At 73.9% G+C, this 19,493-nt stretch carries 11 protein-coding genes; 4 read left to right on the top strand and 7 right to left on the bottom strand.

Annotated elements, in window-relative coordinates; genetic code table 11:
• Positions 1–25: 25 nt before the first annotated feature.
• The 5 genes from AC6CKD_RS16510 to AC6CKD_RS16490 all read right to left on the bottom strand — a co-directional run bounded on the left by AC6CKD_RS16510 (position 26) and on the right by AC6CKD_RS16490 (position 6,311).
• Positions 26–520, bottom strand: coding sequence for a PhzA/PhzB family protein (locus AC6CKD_RS16510; RefSeq protein ID WP_498328096.1), 495 nt, complete (start codon positions 518–520; stop codon positions 26–28).
• A gap of 211 nt (positions 521–731) precedes the next feature.
• Positions 732–1,730 (bottom strand): hypothetical protein, encoded by a 999-nt coding sequence (locus tag AC6CKD_RS16505; protein WP_498328095.1) that lies wholly within the window; start codon positions 1,728–1,730, stop codon positions 732–734.
• A 107-nt stretch (positions 1,731–1,837) separates the two neighbouring features.
• Positions 1,838–3,100: an IS701 family transposase gene (locus AC6CKD_RS16500; protein WP_498328094.1), complete on the bottom strand. Its 1,263-nt coding sequence runs from the start codon at positions 3,098–3,100 to the stop codon at positions 1,838–1,840.
• A 219-nt stretch (positions 3,101–3,319) separates the two neighbouring features.
• Positions 3,320–5,494, bottom strand: coding sequence for an aminodeoxychorismate synthase component I (gene pabB, locus AC6CKD_RS16495; RefSeq protein ID WP_498328093.1), 2,175 nt, complete (start codon positions 5,492–5,494; stop codon positions 3,320–3,322).
• A 115-nt stretch (positions 5,495–5,609) separates the two neighbouring features.
• Positions 5,610–6,311: a 50S ribosomal protein L11 methyltransferase gene (locus AC6CKD_RS16490; protein ID WP_498328092.1), complete on the bottom strand. Its 702-nt coding sequence runs from the start codon at positions 6,309–6,311 to the stop codon at positions 5,610–5,612.
• A gap of 273 nt (positions 6,312–6,584) precedes the next feature.
• Here AC6CKD_RS16490 and AC6CKD_RS16485 point away from each other — a divergent pair, with 273 nt between their 5' ends.
• Entirely contained in the window at positions 6,585–8,537 is a 1,953-nt protein-coding gene (locus tag AC6CKD_RS16485) for a helix-turn-helix domain-containing protein (protein ID WP_498328090.1), read from the top strand.
• Positions 8,538–8,863: 326 nt separating this feature from the next.
• On the top strand, positions 8,864–9,979 hold the full coding sequence (gene tal / locus AC6CKD_RS16480) for a transaldolase (protein ID WP_498328089.1): 1,116 nt from the start codon (positions 8,864–8,866) through the stop codon (positions 9,977–9,979).
• A 34-nt stretch (positions 9,980–10,013) separates the two neighbouring features.
• Here tal and AC6CKD_RS16475 read toward each other — a convergent pair whose 3' ends face one another.
• Positions 10,014–14,732: a HEAT repeat domain-containing protein gene (locus AC6CKD_RS16475; RefSeq protein ID WP_498328087.1), complete on the bottom strand. Its 4,719-nt coding sequence runs from the start codon at positions 14,730–14,732 to the stop codon at positions 10,014–10,016.
• Between the two features lie 70 nt (positions 14,733–14,802).
• On the opposite strand from AC6CKD_RS16475, the gene AC6CKD_RS16470 reads away from it, so the two are divergent.
• Positions 14,803–16,290 carry an NAD(P)/FAD-dependent oxidoreductase gene (locus AC6CKD_RS16470; RefSeq protein WP_498328086.1) on the top strand — a complete coding sequence of 496 codons (1,488 nt, stop codon included), beginning with the start codon at positions 14,803–14,805 and terminating at the stop codon, positions 16,288–16,290.
• The gene (locus tag AC6CKD_RS16465; RefSeq protein ID WP_498328084.1) at positions 16,287–18,869 is read left to right on the top strand and encodes a protein kinase domain-containing protein; all 2,583 of its coding nucleotides are present in this window, start codon (positions 16,287–16,289) and stop codon (positions 18,867–18,869) included. The genes AC6CKD_RS16470 and AC6CKD_RS16465 overlap by 4 nt, the downstream gene beginning before the upstream one ends.
• A gap of 33 nt (positions 18,870–18,902) precedes the next feature.
• On the opposite strand, the gene AC6CKD_RS16460 is transcribed toward AC6CKD_RS16465, so the two are convergent.
• On the bottom strand, positions 18,903–19,424 hold the full coding sequence (locus AC6CKD_RS16460; RefSeq protein ID WP_498328082.1) for a GNAT family N-acetyltransferase: 522 nt from the start codon (positions 19,422–19,424) through the stop codon (positions 18,903–18,905).
• Between the last annotated feature and the right edge of the window lie 69 nt (positions 19,425–19,493).

The raw sequence follows: 19,493 nt of genomic DNA, 5'->3' as shown, positions 1-19,493 counted from the left end.
CGGGCTCTCGACTGCGGAGGACCCGTCAGGTGGGTATTCCCTCACGCGTGATGACCGGCACCGGAATTCCGAGTGCGCGCAGCTGCTCGAAAGGATTCATGAATTCACGGTTCTGCTTGATTTTCCCGTCCGCCAGCTCGAACGAGTGCAGGAAGTGGTTCTCGTAGTAGCCCTCGGGGTAGCCGGGGAAACGGATGAGACCGCGCCCGTCGCATTCGACCCAGAAGCGGTTCGGGTCGTCCGTCTCGAAAACGCGGACGTTGTACCACTCCCAGTCCGGGAAGCACTTCAGCGACCACACGGCGTGCTCGGCGAGCCGTTCGCGCCCGTTGACGACGATCGGGGAGCCGGTGTCGGTGGTCCACAGACCGCCGCTGCCGGCCTCGGTGAAGAGCTCGTGACGCCGCAGGCGGTCCTCGCCCCTGGTGTTCATGTACTGCTCGACGACGGCCCGGTGCTTCCGGCGCAGTTCGGCCGCACCGGCGAATCCCGCGGTGGTTTCGGACACGATTTCGGACATGGATGTCCCTTTCTCGTCAGTGAATCGGACTCGATGCAGCCTAATCACGGGCCGCCGCGCGCGGAAGGAAATTCGGCGCCGGATCTCCCGTGCGACACCGCACAGGAATGCGGACAGGACGGAGCGGCCCGCCTTACGGGCCGCCCCGATGCCCGGAACAAGAATGCATGGGAAATGGAACGGAAAAAGAAAAGGGAAATGCCGAGGCGCGTCAGGCGCTCATGCGGCGTTCACGGCGTGGCGCCATGGCCTCCGCCAGGGCGTTCCACTCGGCGGCACGCTGCGCGGCGACGGCGCGCACCAGCGGGGCGCAGTGTTCGGGCAGAACGGCGGCGATCCGCTGCCGCTGGTGCCGGGTGAGCTCCGTGGCGAGCAGGGCGCGCAGCAGCTCCCGGCCGGTTTCGCTGCCCTTCAGGGAGGGGTCCCTGAGCAGGTTGCGCACGGCCGCGGCCACCGGGTCCGGGCTGCCCTCGCTCTCGCCCCGGCCCGCGGCCGGCACGGTCACGGCAGCCTCCCGCTGCGGGCCGCCGGCGCCTCGCCTGGGCTCGGGTACGGGGGCCTCGCCGCGCCGTAGCCGGTCGCGTACGTCTCGTACCGTCGCGGTGGAGAGCCCCGACCTGCGGGCGAGTTCGCGCAGCGAGGTGGTGGGGTCGGCGGCGATCAGGTGCGCCGCGCGAAGTCGGCCGTCGAGGCTGCTGAGGGGACGCGCGGTGCCGTCGCGGCCGATCCGGGTGTGTGGCTGAGGAATCTCCGCACTCACACCCCCGCGCAGTGTGCCCACCGTCTTTCCGCTCAGGCCGGTGCGTTCCGCGATGGCGCGGTCGGACCAGTGCGGGTGGGTGCGCAGGATGCGCTCGGCCGCGGTACGGCGCTCGGCCCGCGACAACGGCAGGCCGTGCCGGACGTTCAGCTGCACGGACAGTACGTACGCGTCCGCCTCGCTGCCGTCGAAGAAGCGCACCGCAACGTCGTCGTGGCCCCGCAGCCGGGCGGCGGACAGCCGGTGCATGCCGTCGATGACGCGCATCGTGGGCCGGTGCACCAGAAGGGCTTCGAACTCCCGGCCCGACCCGGCCAGGGCGCGGACGTGGCTCTCGTCGCAGGCCTCGCCGCGGGGCGAGTCGGACGGCCGCAGCCGGTCGATCGGCACTCTCTCGACGCGCGCGGAATCAGGTGGGACGTCACCACCCGGGCTGCCGGTGGATGTCACGGTTGCTCTCCCCCCTCGGGACCTCGTAAGTCGTCTCGACCCAGCGCCCTGTGGCTTGAATCGTGCGGGACGCGCCGGGCGTCGCCAACGCCGTGGCGGCGACTACGTCAGGTGGCCCGGAGTCCGTCAAGTCCCCGCGGTTCCCATGGCGTCGGAGCGGCTCCGCCGGGCCCCGCCAGGGCCGCCACGGCGTGCGCGGCGGAGGCCAGGGTGATGTGGCGGTGCCAGCCGCGGAAGGAGCGCCCCTCGAAGTCCTTGAGGCCGACGTCCTCACCCGCTCCCGCGAGGTCCTGGCAGGCCCTCCCGCCGAGCCGGGTGAGCCTCAGCAGCACCTCGACGGGGGCGGACGTGGCGTTGGTGACCCACAGGTTCGCCGGCAGGCCCTGCGTGCCGCGCCACTCCCCGACCAGGGTGAGGCCGCCGACGGCGCCGGTCGCGCCGGCCCTGCGGTGGGTCGGCAGTTCGCCCGCGCACGCCACCCGGACCGCGGCGGCCAGCGTGTCGTCGAGGCCGCCGTCCTGCCCGGCGGTCCTGACGGGGCGGCGCAGCCCGCGTACGCCGGCCAGGATCCGCTGGGCCTCCATGACTCCTCCGTCGTACCCGGGCAGCGCGGGGTCGCCCATCATGAGCTGGGCGGTGCCCCGGATCCTTGCGATCACCGGGACCCCGGCGTCGGTGAACCGCCCCATCGTCGCGGCGATCCGGTTGATGTGGGTGTTGAGGACCACCGGGCGGCCGGGCACCCGCCAGGACCCCAGCATCTCCAGGACCGCGGTGGCCGCGCACTGCTCCAGGGACTCCCGCCCCATCTCGTCGGGGATCTCGGCCTGGCGTCGCCGCACCTCGTCGCCGAGCCAGAGGTCGGGCAGGAACAGCCGCCAGTTGACCGGAGTGCTGAGCGTCTCGGTGGCGTGCCAGACACCGAAGGCCCGCTGCCCCCGGAAGACGCCGGTACAGGGGTCCACGCCGTAGTCCACTCCCACCGACTGGTCGCCCGCCTTGGCGATGGACAGCGGATGCACCACCCAGGCCTGCGGTGCGGCGAAACGCGCGAGGTAGCCCGCGAGCGCCTCGCGCACCGGCCGCCAGTCCCAGGTGGAGCTGCTGATGAAGTGGTGCAGGCTCTGCTCGGTGGCCGAACCGCCCACCTGGGCGGCGATGTTGCGGATGGACTTGCGGCCCTGCGTCCGGAGCAGCCCGTGCAGGTACTGCTCGCCCTTGCGGCGCTGGTCGCGGCGCGCGAACGAGGTGAACAGCACCTCGCCCAGCCCGCAGGCCACCGACTCGCGCACGTCCGGCAGACCGCCGGGCCGGGACGCGGACCAGGACGGCGCGCGTACCGCGCTTCCTTCGCTGACGGTCACACTCACGGGTCTCCCCCTCCGATACTGAGTTCCCTCGATCAACGTCGAGCATGGTCGAATCCGGTGTCCCGGGCGAGGTGCGGCGGCTCCCTCGCCACTCCCCCGGGTGGTGCTCCCACCACCACCCGGCCGCTCCTTCCCTCCCCTTTCTCCCGCCCGGAGGGGGAACGAGGGTGCCGGGGCCACCGCGCGTGCGGTGGATCGGTGGGCGGGTGCACGCCCGGCTCAGCCGTGCACGGCGTCCGTGTCGCGCCGGCCCGGGAACCCGGCACCGGTGAGCATCAGCAGCGGGGCCGCCTTGACGGCGGTCTCCTCGAACTCGCCCTCCGCGTCCGACAGCGCCACGATGGCCCCGCCCACGCCGTAGCGGACGCGCCCGGGCGTCACCACCGCGGTGCGGATCGCCACGCTCAGGTCGACGGCGCCGGACAGCGAGAAGTACCCGATGGCCCCCGAGTAGACGCCGCGCGGTCCGGCCTCCAGCCGGTCGATGATCTGCATGGTGCGGATCTTCGGCGCGCCCGTCATGGAGCCGGCGGGGAACGCGGCCCGCACCAGGTCCACGGCGCTGCGGTCGGTGCGCAGTCTGGCGCGGACGGTACTGACCAGCTGGTGGACGGTGGCGTACGTCTCCACCTCGAAGAGCCCGCTGACCTCGACCGAGCCGGTCTCCGCGTGCCGGCCGAGATCGTTGCGCACCAGGTCGACGATCATCAGGTTCTCGGCGCGGTCCTTCTCGCTCGTGCGCAGGCCCTCGACGATCTCGGCGTCTTCCCGCACGGTGGCCCCGCGCGGGCGGGTGCCCTTGATCGGCTTGGACTCGGCGACGCCCTCCGCGCTCAGCCGCAGGAACCGCTCGGGGGACGTGCTCAGCACGGAGAGCTCACCGAACCGCAGCAGCGCGGCGTAGGGCGTGGGGCTGAAGCGGCGCAGCGCCCGGTACCCCTCCCACGGGTCGACGGGGCCGTCGGCCGCGGCCAGGTTCGTCAGGCAGATCTCGTACGTCTCGCCGTCGGCGATCTCCTCCAGACAGGCGTCGATCAGGCGCAGATAGCCGTCGTGCTCATGGCGCAGCCGGATCCCGGCGGCGGCCGGCGCCGGCAGGCTCTGCTCTTCGGCGGGTACGCCCGCGAGCGACTCCAGCTCCGCCGCGGCGGCGGTCTGCCAGGCGCGGGCCGCATCCTCCTCGCCGTCTTCCACCAGGGCCAGCAGGTAGGTGAGACCGGTGAGGTGGTCCAGGACCACGGCGCGGTCGGCGAAGACCATGGCCGCGTCGGCGTCCTCCGCCCGGTGCACGGCCTCACCGCCGCACTCCGCCTTCAGCTCGTATCCGAGGTAGCCGACCCACCCCAGGGTGAACGGGAAGGGCAGCGGCGGATGTTCGGTGCGCATGCCGCGCAGGTCGCGGTCGAGCCAGTCGAGGAACCCGCCCGAGACGATCTCCAGTCCCCCGGCCGAGGCGACGGTGACCGTGCGGCTCCACACATCGGCCTTGGCCACGCGGGCCAGCGGCCCGCAGGCCGCACCCATCACGGAGAAGCGGCCGGCCTCCGCGTCGGGCCGGCTGCTGTCCAGCCAGAAAGTGTTCTCGGCGGCGCCGAAGAGCCGTTGGTGGACGGCCTCGTCGACCCAGCGGGTCGGCAACTGCGAGGCCAGCACCCGCAGACGGCGGGGCTCCGGCTCGGCGGGGGATTCCGGTACGGGGGCGTCGGGTACGGGGGATTCCAGTACGGGGGCGTCGGGTACGGGGACCACGTCGCGCCGGGCGGCCGCGGCTGTCTTCCCCGGTGCGGGGCGCCGCCCCGCACCGGGTGCGGACTGCCACCACTCCGCGGTCGACTCCCTGAAGTTGACCAGCAGTTCATGGCCGTACTGGGTGAGTATCGACTCGGGATGGAACTGCACTCCCCACTGCGGGCGGCTCCGGTGCCGGTGCCCCATCAGGATGCCGTCCTCCGTCCACGCGACCGCCTCCATGGCGTCCGGCAGGTCCGTCACGACCAGCGAGTGGTAGCGCACGGCCTCGAAGGAGGCGGGCAGTCCGCGGAACAGGCCGGCGCCCGTGTGCCGCACCGTCGAGGTGCGGCCGTGCCGGGGCTCGGGAGCCCGGGAGACGGTGCCGCCGTGGCCCAGCGCCAGCCCCTGGTGGCCGAGGCAGATGCCGAGGGTCGGGAGTCCGCCGCGCTCGATGACCTCCCGGCAGATACCGAAGTCGGCCGGGCGGCCGGGGTGTCCGGGGCCGGGCGACAGGACGACGTTGTCGAACTCGGCGAGCATCGCCGGGTCCCACCGGGGATCGTCGTTCCGGATCACCACGGGGTCGGTTCCGTTGACCCGGGCCAGGTAGTGGTGCAGGTTGAAGGTGAAGGAGTCGTAGTTGTCTATCAGCAGAGTCCGCACGGCTGTTCTCTCACATGGGGATGGCGATCGCCCGGGGACGGGGCACGGGGACGGCGACCGGCTCGGTGGGCCTCGGCGGTGAGGCACGTCAAGCGCGTCAGGCGCGTCAGGCGCGTCAGACGATCTCCAGCAGCGCGTACTCGACGCTCTCCGCGCCCTCCCGCACCGTCCGGCTGCGCAGTTCCCGCAGTCCGCGACCGTACTCCGCGGCCATCGTTTCCAGCGTCGCGAAGTCGCCGCGCTCGCTGAAGTGCAGCAGGGCCCGGCCGCCCGGCGCCACGTAGGACGGGCACTCGGCGAGGTACCGCCGGTGGGCCCGGTAGCCGGGGTCGACGTAGGCACGCTCGTGCACCGAGGCGTAGCGGTATCCCGGCGGGGCCAGGACGAAGTTCGAATGCCAGTAGACGGTGTCGTGGCGGTCGCCCGGCCCCAGTGCGCCGAACAGGTCGCTGTGCACGGCCCGCACCCGGTCCGCCACGTCGTGGCGGACCGCGTTCATGGCGGTGTTCCGTACCGCCTGCTCGCTGATGTCGAGCGCGGTGACCCGGTCACAGCCCGCCAGCGCGGCGGACACGGCGATGACCCCGGTGCCGGAGCCCACCTCGAGGAACGAGCCCCGCCACGGCGTCGGAGCCGGCCCGGCGAGGCCGAGCAGGTCCATGGCCACGCCGGTCGAGGCGGAGAAGGGCGGGGCGAACACCCCGTCCAGGAGGTCCCATTCGGCGTCGGCCAGGGTGAAGGTCCGGGGCCTGGCCTCGTGGTGCAGGGAGGCTCTGCTCCTGTCCAGAGACCGCTCGTAGTTCCTGATCGCCGACATCCCGCTCCTCGTTCCCGACGCACGCCGCGCGTGCACCCCCGCACCGGAAGAAGCCCGTTGCCGCCCCCTCCATTGATCGTCGCCGAGTCCGCGGACCGGCAGAAGGTGGCGCCGCAACACCGCGCGGGCATCGGATGATGTTGCAGCCACACGTCGTACCGTGAACCCGGCGCGAGCCCGGCGCGAGCCCGCTTGACCCGCACAAGGGGGCCACATAGGTTCAAACCAATCGGCTGGTCGAGGTCCGGTCGGGGTCTGGAGGGGGAAGCAAGAGTGAAGGGCGAGGAGCCCATCAGTGGTCCGGCGCTCGCCGTTCTGGAACTGTTGGCACAGGATTCCCCTCCGTCCCGGTTCCACGAAATGCTCCAGAGCGCCCAGCAACAACCCCTGCCGCCGGACCAGATGTCCGAACTCCAGCGGGCGACCCACCTGGCCCTGGACGTGCAGGCCTCGGTGAGCCAGGGCCGCCGCCGTGAGACCTTCATGACCGGACTCGTGAACACCGTCCACGACATGACGGTCCCCTCCAGTCCCGACACCCTTCTGAAGGTCGTCACCAGCCGGGCCCGCAGGCTGCTCGGCTTCGACATGGCCTACGTCAGCCTGCCCGGCGCCGACGGCAACTCCTACGTCCACAGCTCGGACGGCGACACCACGGCGCTCAACGTGGGCCTCGTGGTGCGCAAGAAGCGCGGTCTGAGCGATCTGGTCCTCACCTCGGGCGCACCGTTCTGGAGCACGGACTACCTCAACGACGACCGCATCCCGCACTGGCCCGAGGTCGACGACGTCGTGCGCGCCGAAGGGCTCTCCGCGATCATGGCGGTGCCCATCCTCCGCGAGAGCACCATCATCGGAGTGCTCTACGGGGCGAACCGGGTGGTGCGGCACTTCACACCGGACGAGATCAGCGTGATGCGCTCGCTCGCGGACTTCGCCTCGGTCGCCTTGGAGAAGGCCGAACTCCTCGACCGCACACGGACGCGGATCGCCGAGCTGGAGTCCCTCGCCGCGCAGTCCCGCGTCACCGAGGCGCGCCTGACCGACCTGAGGGACGCCCAGTCCCGGCTGACCTCGATGGTCCTCGACGGAAGCGATCTCCAGCAGCTCACGAGCGCGGCGGCCCACACGCTGGACGCCGGGCTGGTGGTGAGCGACTCCTACGGGCAGATCCTGGCCTCGGCGGGCGCCGCGGACGGTCTGAGCGAGGCGGTGACGGGCCGGACCGTGCTCGAAGCGCACGCCGCGGGCGGCCCCATCCCCCTCTCCCCCGGCCACTGGGCGTCGCCGGTCAGCGCCGGAGCCGAGAACCTCGGCATCGTCGTACTGCGGTCGGACTCCGGGCTCGACGCCGACGCCCAGCGGTTCCTCCGCTTCGCCGGACAGGCGGTGGCCACGCTGATGGTGATCCAGCGCAGCACGGCGGTCGCGGCCGGGCCGGTCCGTGACGAGTTCTTCGACGAACTCCTCGCCGTGCCGCTGCGGATGCCCCGCCGGCTCGCCACCCGCGCCCAGCAGCTCCAGGTGGACCTGGAGGAGCCGTACGTCATCGTGGTGGTCCGGCCCGAGGGCGGCGAGCACGGCAAGGCCGTCGTGTGGGCGTCCTCGTACAGCCACCGGCGCCGGGGGCTCAAAACGGTGCGGGACGGCCGGATCGTACTGCTGCTGCCGGGCACCGACGCCTCGGCCGCCGCGCGCGCCGTGTCCGACGAGCTGTCGCCCTCCCTGGCCCATCCCCCCACGGTCGGCGCCGCCGGACCCGCCACCGGGCTCCCCTCGGTGTCCAGGCTGCACCTGGAGGCGCAGCGCTCCCTCGACGCGCTGACCGTCCTGGGGGAAGCGGGCACCGCGGCGTCCATGGCCGACCTCGGCTTCCTCGGACTGCTGCTCTCCGACGACCGGGACGTGGACGGGTTCGTCGCCTCGGCCATCGGCCCCCTGCTGGAGCAGGACCCCGAGCGCGGAGCCGACCTGATCGCCACCGTGGAGGCGTACTTCGCCGCCGGCCAGAGCCCCACCCACGCGGCCGAGGCCCTGTACATCCACGCCAACACGGTGGCCCGTAGGCTCGAGCGGGTCACGGGCCTGCTCGGCGCCGGCTGGCAGAAGGGCGAGCGCGCGGTGGAGGTGCAGCTCGCGCTGCGCGTCCTGCGGGCACGAGGGGTCCTGCGGCAGCAGCGGGAGACGACCCTCGGCACCCGCTCCCGGACCGCGGCTCCGGAGTGACCGGGCTCCGGCCGCAGAATGCTCCGCAGGCCCGGCCCCGGCCCCTGCCCCTGCCCCTGCCCCTGCCCCTGCCCCTGCCCCTGCCCACAATTGCGTCTAAGTGACGCGATATCACCGCATACTTGACGAAGTCTTGACTGCTCCCTTCTGCTCCTCCCCGCCGTGGGCGAAGGTCGGGGTGAAGTCGTACGGGGCACTCCGAACCCCTCGCTTCCCGTCCAAAGGAGCACTGAGCGAACGGTGACCGCGCCGCGACAACCCACCGAGCCGCCCGTCGTGCGGGCCTCCCCCTTCCGCCTCCTCCCCGCACTCCGTGGGGGGAGTCGATGACGGCGGTACGGCTGGCGCAGCTGAACGAGGGCGGCGTCTCCTTCTGGATCGACGGGATCAGCCGCTTCCTGCTGGGCAGCGACGCCCTCGCCGCCCTGGTGCGCGACTGGCGGGTGTCCGGGGCCACGACGAACCTGGAGCTGCTCCACCACGCGGTGGCCACGGGCTCCTTCTACGCGGAACAGCTGCGCGACCTGGCCGGCCACGAGTCCGACGCGGGCCGGGCCGTGGCCGAGCTGGTGGTACGCGACATCCAGAACGCCTGCGACGTCCTGCTGCCGACCCACTTGGTGCGCCACCGCACCACCGGGCTGGTGTCGGTCGACATGGACCCGCGGCTCGCCCACGGCCGCGAGGAGACGCTCGACTCGGCCCGCACGCTGTGGCGGAAGGTCGACCGGCCCAATCTGCTGGTGAAGATCCCGGCCACCGACACGGGCCTGTGGGCGATCACCGCGTGCCTGGCCGAGGGCATCGGCGTGCACGCGACCTCGGTGTTCTCCGCCGAGCGCTACCAGCAGGTCACCGACGCGCACCTCGCCGGTCTCGCGCAGGCCGCGGAGGCGGGCCACCCGCTGTCCCGCATCCACTCCGTGGCGTCGTTCCACGTCAGCCCGGTCGACGACGCGGTGGACCCGCTGCTCGACGCCATCGGCACGGCCCGGGCCCTGGCCCTGCGCGGCAGGACGGCCCTGGCCGTCGCCCACTCCATCCTCGCGCGGCACCGGGAGACGTACGCGGGCGAGTCCTGGCAGCCGTACACCGAACACGGGGCCCGGCGTCAGCAACTGGTCTGGGCCGCGACGGCGGTGAGCGGCTCGGACTACCGGGACACCCACTACGCGGACGGCCTGTTCGCCCCCGACACGGTCAGCGCGGTTTCGGAACAGTTGCTCTGGGCGATCGCCGACCACGGCCGCGTCCAGCAGGACGAGGCGACCGGGGCGCCGTGCGGCCAAGCACTCGACGCCCTGGCGGAGTTGGGCATTCCCCTGGCCGGCATTCTGAGCGGACTCGAAGAGGCGCGCCACCAGCGGTCGCTCGCCTCGTGGCAGCGCCTCCTGGACGTGGTCGCCACCGCTCTGCAGCAGCCCCGCCCGGTGGGGACCTGACGACGCCGGCACGTCGCCCGGACCGGGTGTCCCGTCAGGCCGGTCGGGAGCGGACCTGGTCGGCCGCGATCCGTTCGAGGATCTCCGCGTAGCGGGACCGCCGGTCGGGGCGGGCGCGGACGGCGGCTTGCCTGAGAGCGGGGATCGCCGGGTCGCCCATTCTGGTGAGCCCCTCGGCCGCGGCCCTGCGGACCACGTGATGCGGGTGCTCCAGCATTCCCGTCATCGTGGGGATCGCGGGAACCCAGTTCGCGTGGCAGAGAGTCCGGATCGCCGTGCGCACCAGGTCCGGCTGGGGGTCGTCCAGCAGGATCGACGTGTGGTGCAGGTAAGTCTGGCGGTCCAGCATGGCCCGCGAGGTCCGGTGGGCGTGCAGACGGACCCTGGGCTTGGGGTGGCGAAGCAACTGTTCTATTAGAGCCAGCAGTTGTGGGTCTCCGTCTGCTTCCGGTCCGCTGTGCCCCTCGGTCAGCCGTGTGAGGGCCTGGCGTACCCGTACCGGGTCGCCGGTGCGGGCCAGATCCAACAGCTCCTGTCGGGAGGCGGGTTGTGACGCTCCTGCCGACGAGGCCGGGGCACGGTCGCGGAGCGCTGCCAGCGCGTCGGCGTCCTGCCGCGCCGTGTCCGGGCGGCGCAGCGGACCGTCCACGAGGACCAGCCCGTCCGCGAGGTCGTCGCGCCCTTCGGCGCGCAGCCGCCGACAGGTCCGCGCCAGCGCCGGAGTGCGCAGCAGGGAACGCCCGTGGAGCAGGTCGAGGAACCCCCAGGCGCCGGCGTCGAGGCGGTCGCCGAGGTGCTGCGCCAGTACGTCGGCGGGGACCTTGCCCAGGGCCTGCCCGGCCGCGGAGCTGCTGGACGGCGGGTCGTGCTCCCACCATTCCAGCAGCAGCGGGACCAGCGGTTCCAGGTCCCCGGGGTCGAGCCGGCTCGCCACGAGGGCGACCCTGTCGCGCAGGATGCCGTCCGCGCGGAGTTCGCTCTCGTCGATCCCGGTCAGTGTGCGGGCCAGGTCGGCACCGACGGGTACGTCGATGCGGCCGTGCAGGAACGCTCGGAGCACGGGAAGCCTGCACTCGGGCTCGGGCCACTCCAGGAGCGCGAGGGCCGCGGTGTGCCGGCGGTCCTGCGCGGACGCCCGCAGCATGGCCAGCAGGCGTTCCCGTAGGGGGGTCGAACGGGGCTGGTCGAGGTCGTCGATGTGCACGGTCCGCGGTCGCGGGGCGGGCGCGTGCGCGGTTTCGGCGAGGGTCCAGGGCGGTGCGTCGAGGGGCTGGACGTCCGCCATCCAGTCGATGAGGGAGGCGCGGACCTCGGGGCCGGCCGAGGAGTGGACGTCGATCAGCGCGGAGAGGAGGTGGTCCCGGGAGGCCGGGAGGGTGCCGTCGTCCTGCTGGTCCGGTCGGCCGGGGCGGCCGAGTCGCTTGAGTCGCTCGGCCCGGTCGGCCCGGTCGGCCCGGCGGAATTCCGCCAGGGCGCCCGGTGTGCGCACCGCGGCGTCCAGCGCGGCCCGCCACGCCTCGGCTTCGGCCGACTCGACGGCTTCAGGGGGCCGCGGGGCGGCGAAGGCGTCCCGCAGTACGGCGGTCTCGGCCTCCCGGGGGCTGGTGCCCAGCCGGGCCGAAGCCAGGGCCTGGTCGAGGTCGGCGCGGACCAGTACCGCGCCGAGGCCGCGGAGCAGTGCCAGTGTGGACGGGCCGTTCGCGGGGGCGCAGGGCAGCGCGCGTACCTCCTGGGCGACGGCCTGCTTCTCGAAGGCGGGCAGAGTCGGCGCGACGGCTTCGAGTACCGCCAGGAGTCCCTGCCGGTATTCCGCCGAGGCCTCGTCCAGCCCGTCCAGTCCGGCGAGCCCCGCGAGCCCGGCGAGCAGGACCCCGGTGGACCGGGCGAAGGCCGCGAGTTCCCCGGTCGTCCACGGCGCGGGGCAGACCCGCAGCGCGAGCCGCAGGACGCGGCCCCGCTCGGCGGGGTCGGAGGCGGCCAGGCGCAGCCAGTCCGGCAACAGGGGCCGGAGCACGCGCAGCCGGGCGGGACGCGGCAGCTCGTGGCGCGCCGCGAGGCGCAGTGCGACCGGCGTGTGCCAGCCCTCCGTCTCCAGCGACCTGATGTCGCGGTTCGCTCCGTCGTCCCCCGCCGGCCCGGGTACGGCCGGGGTGGTGATGCCGTGCCGGGCCATGGCCGTCGACAGGTCCTCGGCAGTCCCGGAGGCGAGGCCGACCCGACCGGCCGCCACCAGGGCGAGCAGGGCCGGTGCGACCCGTGATCCCTGGTCGTCCAGTGCGCGGACCGCGCGCACGGGCAGCATGCCGTCGAGGCCTTCCAGCAGCAGTGCGCGGGCGCGGCCGTCATCGCTGCGTTCGGCGGCGGCGAGGACCGTCGCCGGATACGCGTCGCCGAGGATGGCGCGCAGCGCCTCGACGAGCATGCCGCGCAGGCCGGGGTTGTCGTGGCGCCCGAGCCGGAAGAGCAGCGCCGGTACCGCCGCGGGCGTTCCCGTGCCGGCCAGAACCGAGGCGGCGGTCTTCTTGATGTTCATGTTCGGATGGCCGAGGCATGCGGCGATCGCGGTGGAGGCCCAGCGGGCCCGCGCGTGACCGAGGGCGAACAGCGCCTGTCGGACGGTCTGGACGTCCTGGGCGGCGGTCAGCGCGATCAACGTCGCCGACAAGGCCTGCGCGTCCTCCCTCGTGGCCTCGCGGGCGAGCAGCGCGATCACGTGCTTGCGCACGTGCCGGTCGCGGTGCCGCAGCAGGCGGTGCACCCGGGCACGGGTGCCCGCGTAGGGGGCTCGGAGCAGGAGTTCGAGCAGGATCGCCTGCTCGCCGCTCGACAGTCCGGGCCGGTCCAGCAGATCCAGCGCCACGGTCGCGACGAGGGCGTGCCCCGCCTCGTGCGGGGTCGCCGCGTCGAGCAGGCAGGACGGCCTGATCCGCCCCCGTTCGTGGAGCCGGCGGCCCAGGCCGTGTACGGCGTCCAGGATCTCCTGGGGCACTACGGGCTCCCCGGCCGGCGGTCCGTCGTCGAGTCGGGGGGCGGCTCCGCCCGGCTCCCGGCCCGCCGCCAGCTCGGCCACGATGCGCAGGAGCAGGTCCGCGACGACCGGCAGCGTGCCGGCGCCGCCGTGGGCGGCCAGTCTGCACAGGGCGGCCACCGGCTGCTCGGGGTCCAGATGGGAGCTCAGGAGCGCCAGTTCCCGCTCGTCCGGCCCACCGAGGTCCGCCGCGACGCGAGCCGGCAGATCGGCGGGATCGAGGCGGACGAGGAGGGCGCGCCGCTGTGACGGATCGTCGGTCAGCTGCCACAGCACCCCCAGTGCACGGTCGCGCACCGCGCGGAGATGCGGCGCGATGTCTCCCCCGCCCTCCCCCGCGGCGAGGCCGAGCCCTTCGTGCAACGCCGTCACCGTCCGGGGCCCGCCGATGGCCTCCAGAGCGTCCAGGGCCGTAGCGGGCGCCGACGACAGGAGGGCGATCACGGCGTCCTCGGCGGCCGCGTGGCGCACGGCGCGGATGGCCTCGAGGAACGGCCCGGGTACGGGAGCCGAGGGAAGCAGGCGGGTGATCGCGTCCCCGATCGGCAGCTCCCCCGCCCCCTGTCCGGCCAGGGCCACCAGCAGCGCGAGCCGCCGCGGCCAGCTCGGGTCGTCGGCTGCCGCGTCCACCAGGACGCGGAGCGTCTCCTGGCGGCAGGTGAACAGGACCGTCGCGACCTCGTGGGGCGCAATCGAGTGATCGGCCAGCGCCAGGCCGATGACGGACGGGACGTGCGGGCCGTCCGGGAAGTGCCCGCGCCGGTGGAGCCCGCGCAGGCAGGTCACCGCCGGACCCCCGAACAGCAACGGGTCCTCTGCGGCGATGGCCGTCAGCGTGCCGATGTCACCGCGGTCCGCCAGCCCACCGAGCAGTTCCATCGCGCGCCGGCGAAGGCCCGGCGGCAGTTCCGGATCGTCGATGACCTGCCACAGCAGGCCGCGGTGTCCGTGGCGGGCCGCGGCCGCGAGTGCGGCATCGGCCGCCCCGGGCCGTGTGAACACCGCACCGGCGGTGAGGAAGGGCGACAGGCGCCCGGCCGGCAGTGGATCCAACGCCACCCAGGGCTCCGCGAGTTCACCCAGTGCGGCGACGACCACGTCCGCACTGGCGGCGCCGAGCAGGCTGACCACGTGTGCGCGCACCAGCGCGGGGGCCAGCAGGCCGGCGTGCAGTCCCTGCCGGGCCAGCCGCAGCGCGTCGGCCTGCAGCACCGGATCGCCGCTGTCCACCAGCTCCTCGACGAGGTGCTCGGGCCGGTGCGCACCGGTGGCGGTGACTTCCCGTACGGCCTGGTACAGCAGTTCACCGGCGGGCTCCTCGCGGAGCCGCGTCGGATCGTTCAGAAGCTCGGCGCGCAGCCAGGCGATCCGAACCCTCACCGGCAGGTCGGCCGTGCGCCAGGACGGCCGGCGGCGCCCCCGGAGATACGGCCCCAGACGCTCGTGGAGCCGCGCCAGGACGAGCGCTTCCTCCGGCGCCCGCGGCACCGATGCCGGCAGCAGCCCCGCGAGCTCGGCCATCTCCCGCTCGTCGCCCGTCCGGCCCGAGGTGACGCGCTCGGTGAGGAGGACCAGCCCCAGGTACCGCAGGCGGGAATCCCCGTGCCCGACGAGACGTCCGAAGACGGCCGGAGAGCAGAGCATCGCGTCGAGCCGGCCGGCCAACCAGCCGACGTCGGCTCGGCGCACCGCGTCGAGGAAGGACTGGTCCGTCGGCGTCGTCATCGTCGGATGCTAATGCTGCACCGCTCCCCTCCCCCCAGCGGCACCACGTCCCGAAGGCGGCGATCGACGCATGCCCAGGCCCGAGAGTGCGGAACACGACTACGACGTCGTCATCAGCGGGGCCGGCCTCGCCGGCAGTGCCGCCGCGATCCTGCTCGCTCGACGCGGCGTCCGCGTGGCACTGCTGGAACGCCGCTCGGACCCCGCGGCGTACAAGGTGCTCTGCACCCACTCCATCACGGCCAACGCCTATCCGGTGCTGGACGAGATCGGTCTCGTCCCCGCCCTGGAGGAGGCCGGAGCGGTCCGCAACACGGCCCGCTGGTACACCCGATGGGGCTGGATCGAGCCTCGGCCGGCGCCGGGCGGCCCCGAGCTGCCGTACGCGTACAACGTCCGGCGCAGCACCCTCGACCCGCTGATCAGGTCCCGCGCGGCGCAGACCCCCGGCGTCGATCTGCTCCTCGGCCATCGGGTGACCGGGCTGGTCCGGGAGGCCGGACGGACCGTGGGGGTCCGCGCGTCGACTCCGCACGGCGAGCGCGAGATCCGGGCCCGGCTGGTGGTCGGCGCCGACGGCAAGGACTCGGCCGTGGCGGAGTTCGCCGGGCTCCCCGCCCGGCGGTACGAGAACACGCGGTTCGGCTACCTCGCGCACTACCGCGGTCTTCCGCTGCCCGGCGGGATCGGCCACACCTGGTTCCTCGAACCCGACATGGCGTACGCGTTCCCGAACGACGACGGGGTGACGGTCCTCACCGTGCTCCCGGACAAGAAGCGGCTCCCGGCCTTCCGGGAAGACCTGGAGGGCAGCTTCTCCGCGTTCGTCCGCGCCCTGCCCGAGGCTCCGCCCCTCGACTCCGCAGAGCGCGTCACGAAGATCATCGGCACCCTCGACTACCCGCTGCACAGCCGGAAGCCGACCGCGGCGGGCGTAGCGCTCATCGGCGACGCCGCCCTCACCGGCGACCCCCTGTGGGGAGTGGGGTGCGGGTGGGCCCTGGAGTCCGCGCAGTGGCTGGCAGAGGCGGTCGCCCCGGCCGCGGCCGGTCGGGGCAGCCTCGACAGGTCGGGGCAGCCTCGACAGGTCGCTCGCGCGGTACGCGCGCAGACACCAGTGGCGACTTCGCGGTCACCAGTTCCTGGCGGCCGACTTCGCCAGGGCCCGTCCGTTCAACCCCATGGAGAAGCTGGTGTTCTCGGCGGCGGCCCGCGACGAGTCGATGGCCCGGCACACGCACCTGTTCGCGTCCCGCCTGATCGGTCCGCTGCGCTTCCTGAACCCGGTGGCGCTGGCCAAGGCCGCGGCCGTGAACCTCGGACATCGCGGGACGCCCGCGCCGCCGGACGGTACGGAGGGCGGCCGGGGCGCCGCCTGACCCCTCGGCCGGAGGTATCCGTGGGGGCGGGAACCTCCACCGGAACCTCCACGGAGGCCGTGCGCTCGGCGTACCGCATGCGGAACGGCAGCGGCCGGGGGTGCCTCGCCGTGGGAGTGCGCAGGTCCGGGATAGGGTGCCGCCGACGGACGTACTCGGGCGGGCGGGGCGGGACATGACACTGCGGGACGGGGATCCGCGCGCGATCGGCGGGTATGTCCTGATCGCCCGGCTGGGTTCCGGCGGGATGGGGACGGTGTACTCGGGGCGGGCCGCTTCGGGGCGGCTCGTCGCGGTGAAGCTGGTGCACCAGCAGTTCGCCGACGACCCGGAGTTCCGGACCCGGTTCCGGCAGGAGGTGGCGGCCGCCCGGCGGGTGAGCGGGGCGTTCACCGCCGCGGTGGTGGACGCCGACCCGGACGCGGAGCGGCCCTGGATGGCCACCCAGCTGGTGCCGGGATGGACCCTGGGCGCGCGGGTGAAGGCGGACGGGCCGCTGCGCGGAAGCGCGCTCCGCGTGCTCGCGCTGGGACTGGTGGAGGCGCTGCGCGAACTGCACACCACCGGGGTGATCCACCGGGACCTGAAGCCGGACAACGTCATGCTGACGGACGACGGGCCGCGGGTCATCGACTTCGGGATCTCGCGTGCGGCCGGGCAGCAGACGCTGACCTCGACCGGGCAGATCCTGGGGACGCCGCCGTACATGTCGCCGGAGCAGTTGTCGGCTCCCGCCCGGGTGCGGGCTTCGTCGGACGTGTTCTCGCTGGGGTCGGTGCTGGCGTTCGCGGTGACCGGGCGGGGACCGTTCGACGCGGAGTCGCACTACATGACGGCCTACCGCGTGGTCTCGGAGGCGCCCGACATCGGGCGGCTGGCCGATTCCCTACGGGCCGTGGTCGGGGCGTGCCTCGACAAGGATGCGGCCGCCCGGCCGGGACCGGACGAGCTGTTGGCCGCGCTCGCGCAGATCCCGGCGGCCGACTGGGAGGCCCCGCTGCGCGAGGACGGGGACCCGGGCGGGGAGGCGCGCAAGCCCGTCGGGGCCGGGACCTGGACCGGCTCGCGGGCCGGCGCGGAGGCGGATCCGGCGGCCGGTGCCCGCGCCGATGCTGATGCCGGTGCCGGTGCCCGCGCTGATGCCGCTGCCGCTGCCGGTGCCGCCGATGCCCGTGCCGACGCGGCGCCCCCAGGCGGCCCGGCGGGATCGCCCGCGGTGTCCGGGGACGGAGCCGAGGACACCGACGGACCGCTCACCCGCCGTTCCGGGCCGCCGACCGGGCCCGCCGGCGCCACGGCGGCCGGCCGGCCCCGGCGGCTGCGCGGGCCCCGGCGGCTGCGCGGGCCCCGCGGGCGCGCCCTGCTCGCCGGGGTGCTCGCGGCTTCGCTGCTGGCCGGCGGCGGGGTCTATCTGCGGCTCTCCCAGGCGGACGGCGGTACGCGCGACGACGCCAAGGCCCCCGGGTCGTCCGCGGGCCCCTCCGGGACGCCCGGCACCTCGGGCAGCCCCGGCGCGGCCACGCACGAGCCCTCCCAGCCGGCGGTCACCGGGTCGCTCGCCCCGTACGTGGCCACCGACGGCGGCAGCCCGGCCGGCAGCCGCGCCTACGCGGACACGCCCGCCCGGCGCCCCGGCGGTTGGCGGGCCTGGGACGGCGACGACCAGATGGGGTCCTGCGTGTACGCGGACTCCTCGCTGGTCTGTACGTCGCCCCTCCCCGGCGGCGGGGGGCTGCCCGGCGACGGACTCGGCCGGTTCGACGCGGCGACCGGCCAGCAGCTGTGGGGACTGGTCCTGGAAGACGTCGTGGACGGGCAGGCCCCGCTGGTGGCCCCCGGGGCGGTCACCGGAACCCACACGGTGATCGTGCCCGGGGCCAAGGGGTTCACCGCGCTGGACCTCGTCGAGGGCACCCCCCGGTGGGAGTTCCCCACCAAGGAGAAGCTGAAGCGGGCGGTCCTGGACGCGGACGGCAGCCGGGTGTTCGCGGTCTCCGCGTCCGGCACGGTCACCGCCCTGGAGACCCGGTACGGGAAGCTCCTGTGGCAGCAGGCGGTGTCCGGATCCGAGGACGGCTACCCGGCGCTGCGCGTCGACGGGGACCGGGTGTACGTACAGGGGCGGACCCAGAACGCCGACATGGGGTTCCAGACCTTCGTGAGCGCCCTCGACGGGGCCACGGGGAAGAAGCTGCCGTTCGGGACCCCCCAGGACGGCACGCGGTTCGCGATGCCCGGGACCTGCGAGACCCGCGGGCTGACCCTGGCCAGGGACGTGCACGAGGCGACCGTCTTCCTGTGCAGCAAGGAGAACGGGGCCGGTGTGCTGCGCGGCGAGCCCGCCCGGCGGCGGAGCGCCGACCTCCCGTACGCCGGAACGACCCTGTCCGGGCCCGCCGCGGCCGGGGACAAGGTGTACCTGATGGCGACCGCGGCGGGCGGCGAACCGGGCTTCATGGAGCTCAACCAGGAGTCCGGCGGCGCCGTGTGGCGGATTCCGCTGGCGAAGGAGTGCACCGACCCGGAGCGCCCGGAGGCCGCGAACGCGGTGGTGGTGACCGACGGGCTGGCGTACGTACGGTGCCGGACCTCGGGCGTCGTCATTGACCTGGCCTCGCGCAAGCAGACCGGCCGGTTCACCGTTCCGGGCGGCGTCCGCCCGGGAACGGACGGCCCGGCAGGCTTCCTGGTGGTGGGCGGAATCGTCTTCACCCCGACCGCCAAGGGCTGGTCATCCGTCGAACCCTCCCCGGTCTAGGGCTTGCCCGGGCCGGCTGAGGCCCCTTCGGGTTCAGGGAAGGGTGAAGCGCCAGTTGTTGCTGGGGTGGTACTGGCCCGGGGGGTACTCGTGCACCGTTTCGGCGAGGAGGGTGAAGCCCACCGCCCGGCAGACCGCGTTCGAAGCCTCGTTCGCCACCCGGGGGAAGGCGTGCACCACCGGACGGCGGTGCGCCGGGGGGAGGGCGGCCAGGTGGGCGAGGAGGGCTCGGACGGAGGCCGTCGCCCAGCCCTGGCGCTGGTGCTCGGGCAGGACGCCCCAGCCCACTTCGAGGATCGGCTCTCCGCCGTGTTCCCTCGGTGCGAAGGAGACCGTACCCACGGTCTCCCCCGTCGCGGATTCCACGCGGAACACCCGGCCCTCGTGCGCGGCGTTCGCGCTCCTGGCCGTCCAGCGGCGGTGGCGGGCGAGCAGGGCACCGTCCGGTTCGGGGCCGCCGAGGTGACGCGTCATCTGCACGGTGTTGCGGCGCCTGAGCAGCCAGAGGTCGCTGTCCGCCCAAGGGCGCAGACGCACCGGTCCCGTCGTGTGCATGAGGCAAGGAAACAGCACCGGGTCGGCGACGGGCACCCGGTTTGTTGCACCGCGGAACGGTCGACCAGC

Source organism: Streptomyces sp. GQ60, from assembly GCF_059758875.1.
Note: the sequence above shows the minus strand (reverse complement) of the source record. Positions and strands in the feature narration are given on the sequence as shown.

Excerpts from the sequence above, each read along its gene's own strand:
- AC6CKD_RS16490 (WP_498328092.1), bottom strand. The coding sequence starts at position 6,311 with ATGTCGGCGATCAGGAACTACGAGCGGTCTCTGGACAGGAGCAGAGCC.
- AC6CKD_RS16510 (WP_498328096.1), bottom strand. The coding sequence starts at position 520 with ATGTCCGAAATCGTGTCCGAAACCACCGCGGGATTCGCCGGTGCGGCC.
- AC6CKD_RS16465 (WP_498328084.1), top strand. The coding sequence starts at position 16,287 with ATGACACTGCGGGACGGGGATCCGCGCGCGATCGGCGGGTATGTCCTG.
- AC6CKD_RS16470 (WP_498328086.1), top strand. The coding sequence starts at position 14,803 with ATGCCCAGGCCCGAGAGTGCGGAACACGACTACGACGTCGTCATCAGC.
- AC6CKD_RS16460 (WP_498328082.1), bottom strand. The coding sequence starts at position 19,424 with ATGCACACGACGGGACCGGTGCGTCTGCGCCCTTGGGCGGACAGCGAC.
- tal (WP_498328089.1), top strand. The coding sequence starts at position 8,864 with ATGACGGCGGTACGGCTGGCGCAGCTGAACGAGGGCGGCGTCTCCTTC.
- AC6CKD_RS16475 (WP_498328087.1), bottom strand. The coding sequence starts at position 14,732 with ATGACGACGCCGACGGACCAGTCCTTCCTCGACGCGGTGCGCCGAGCC.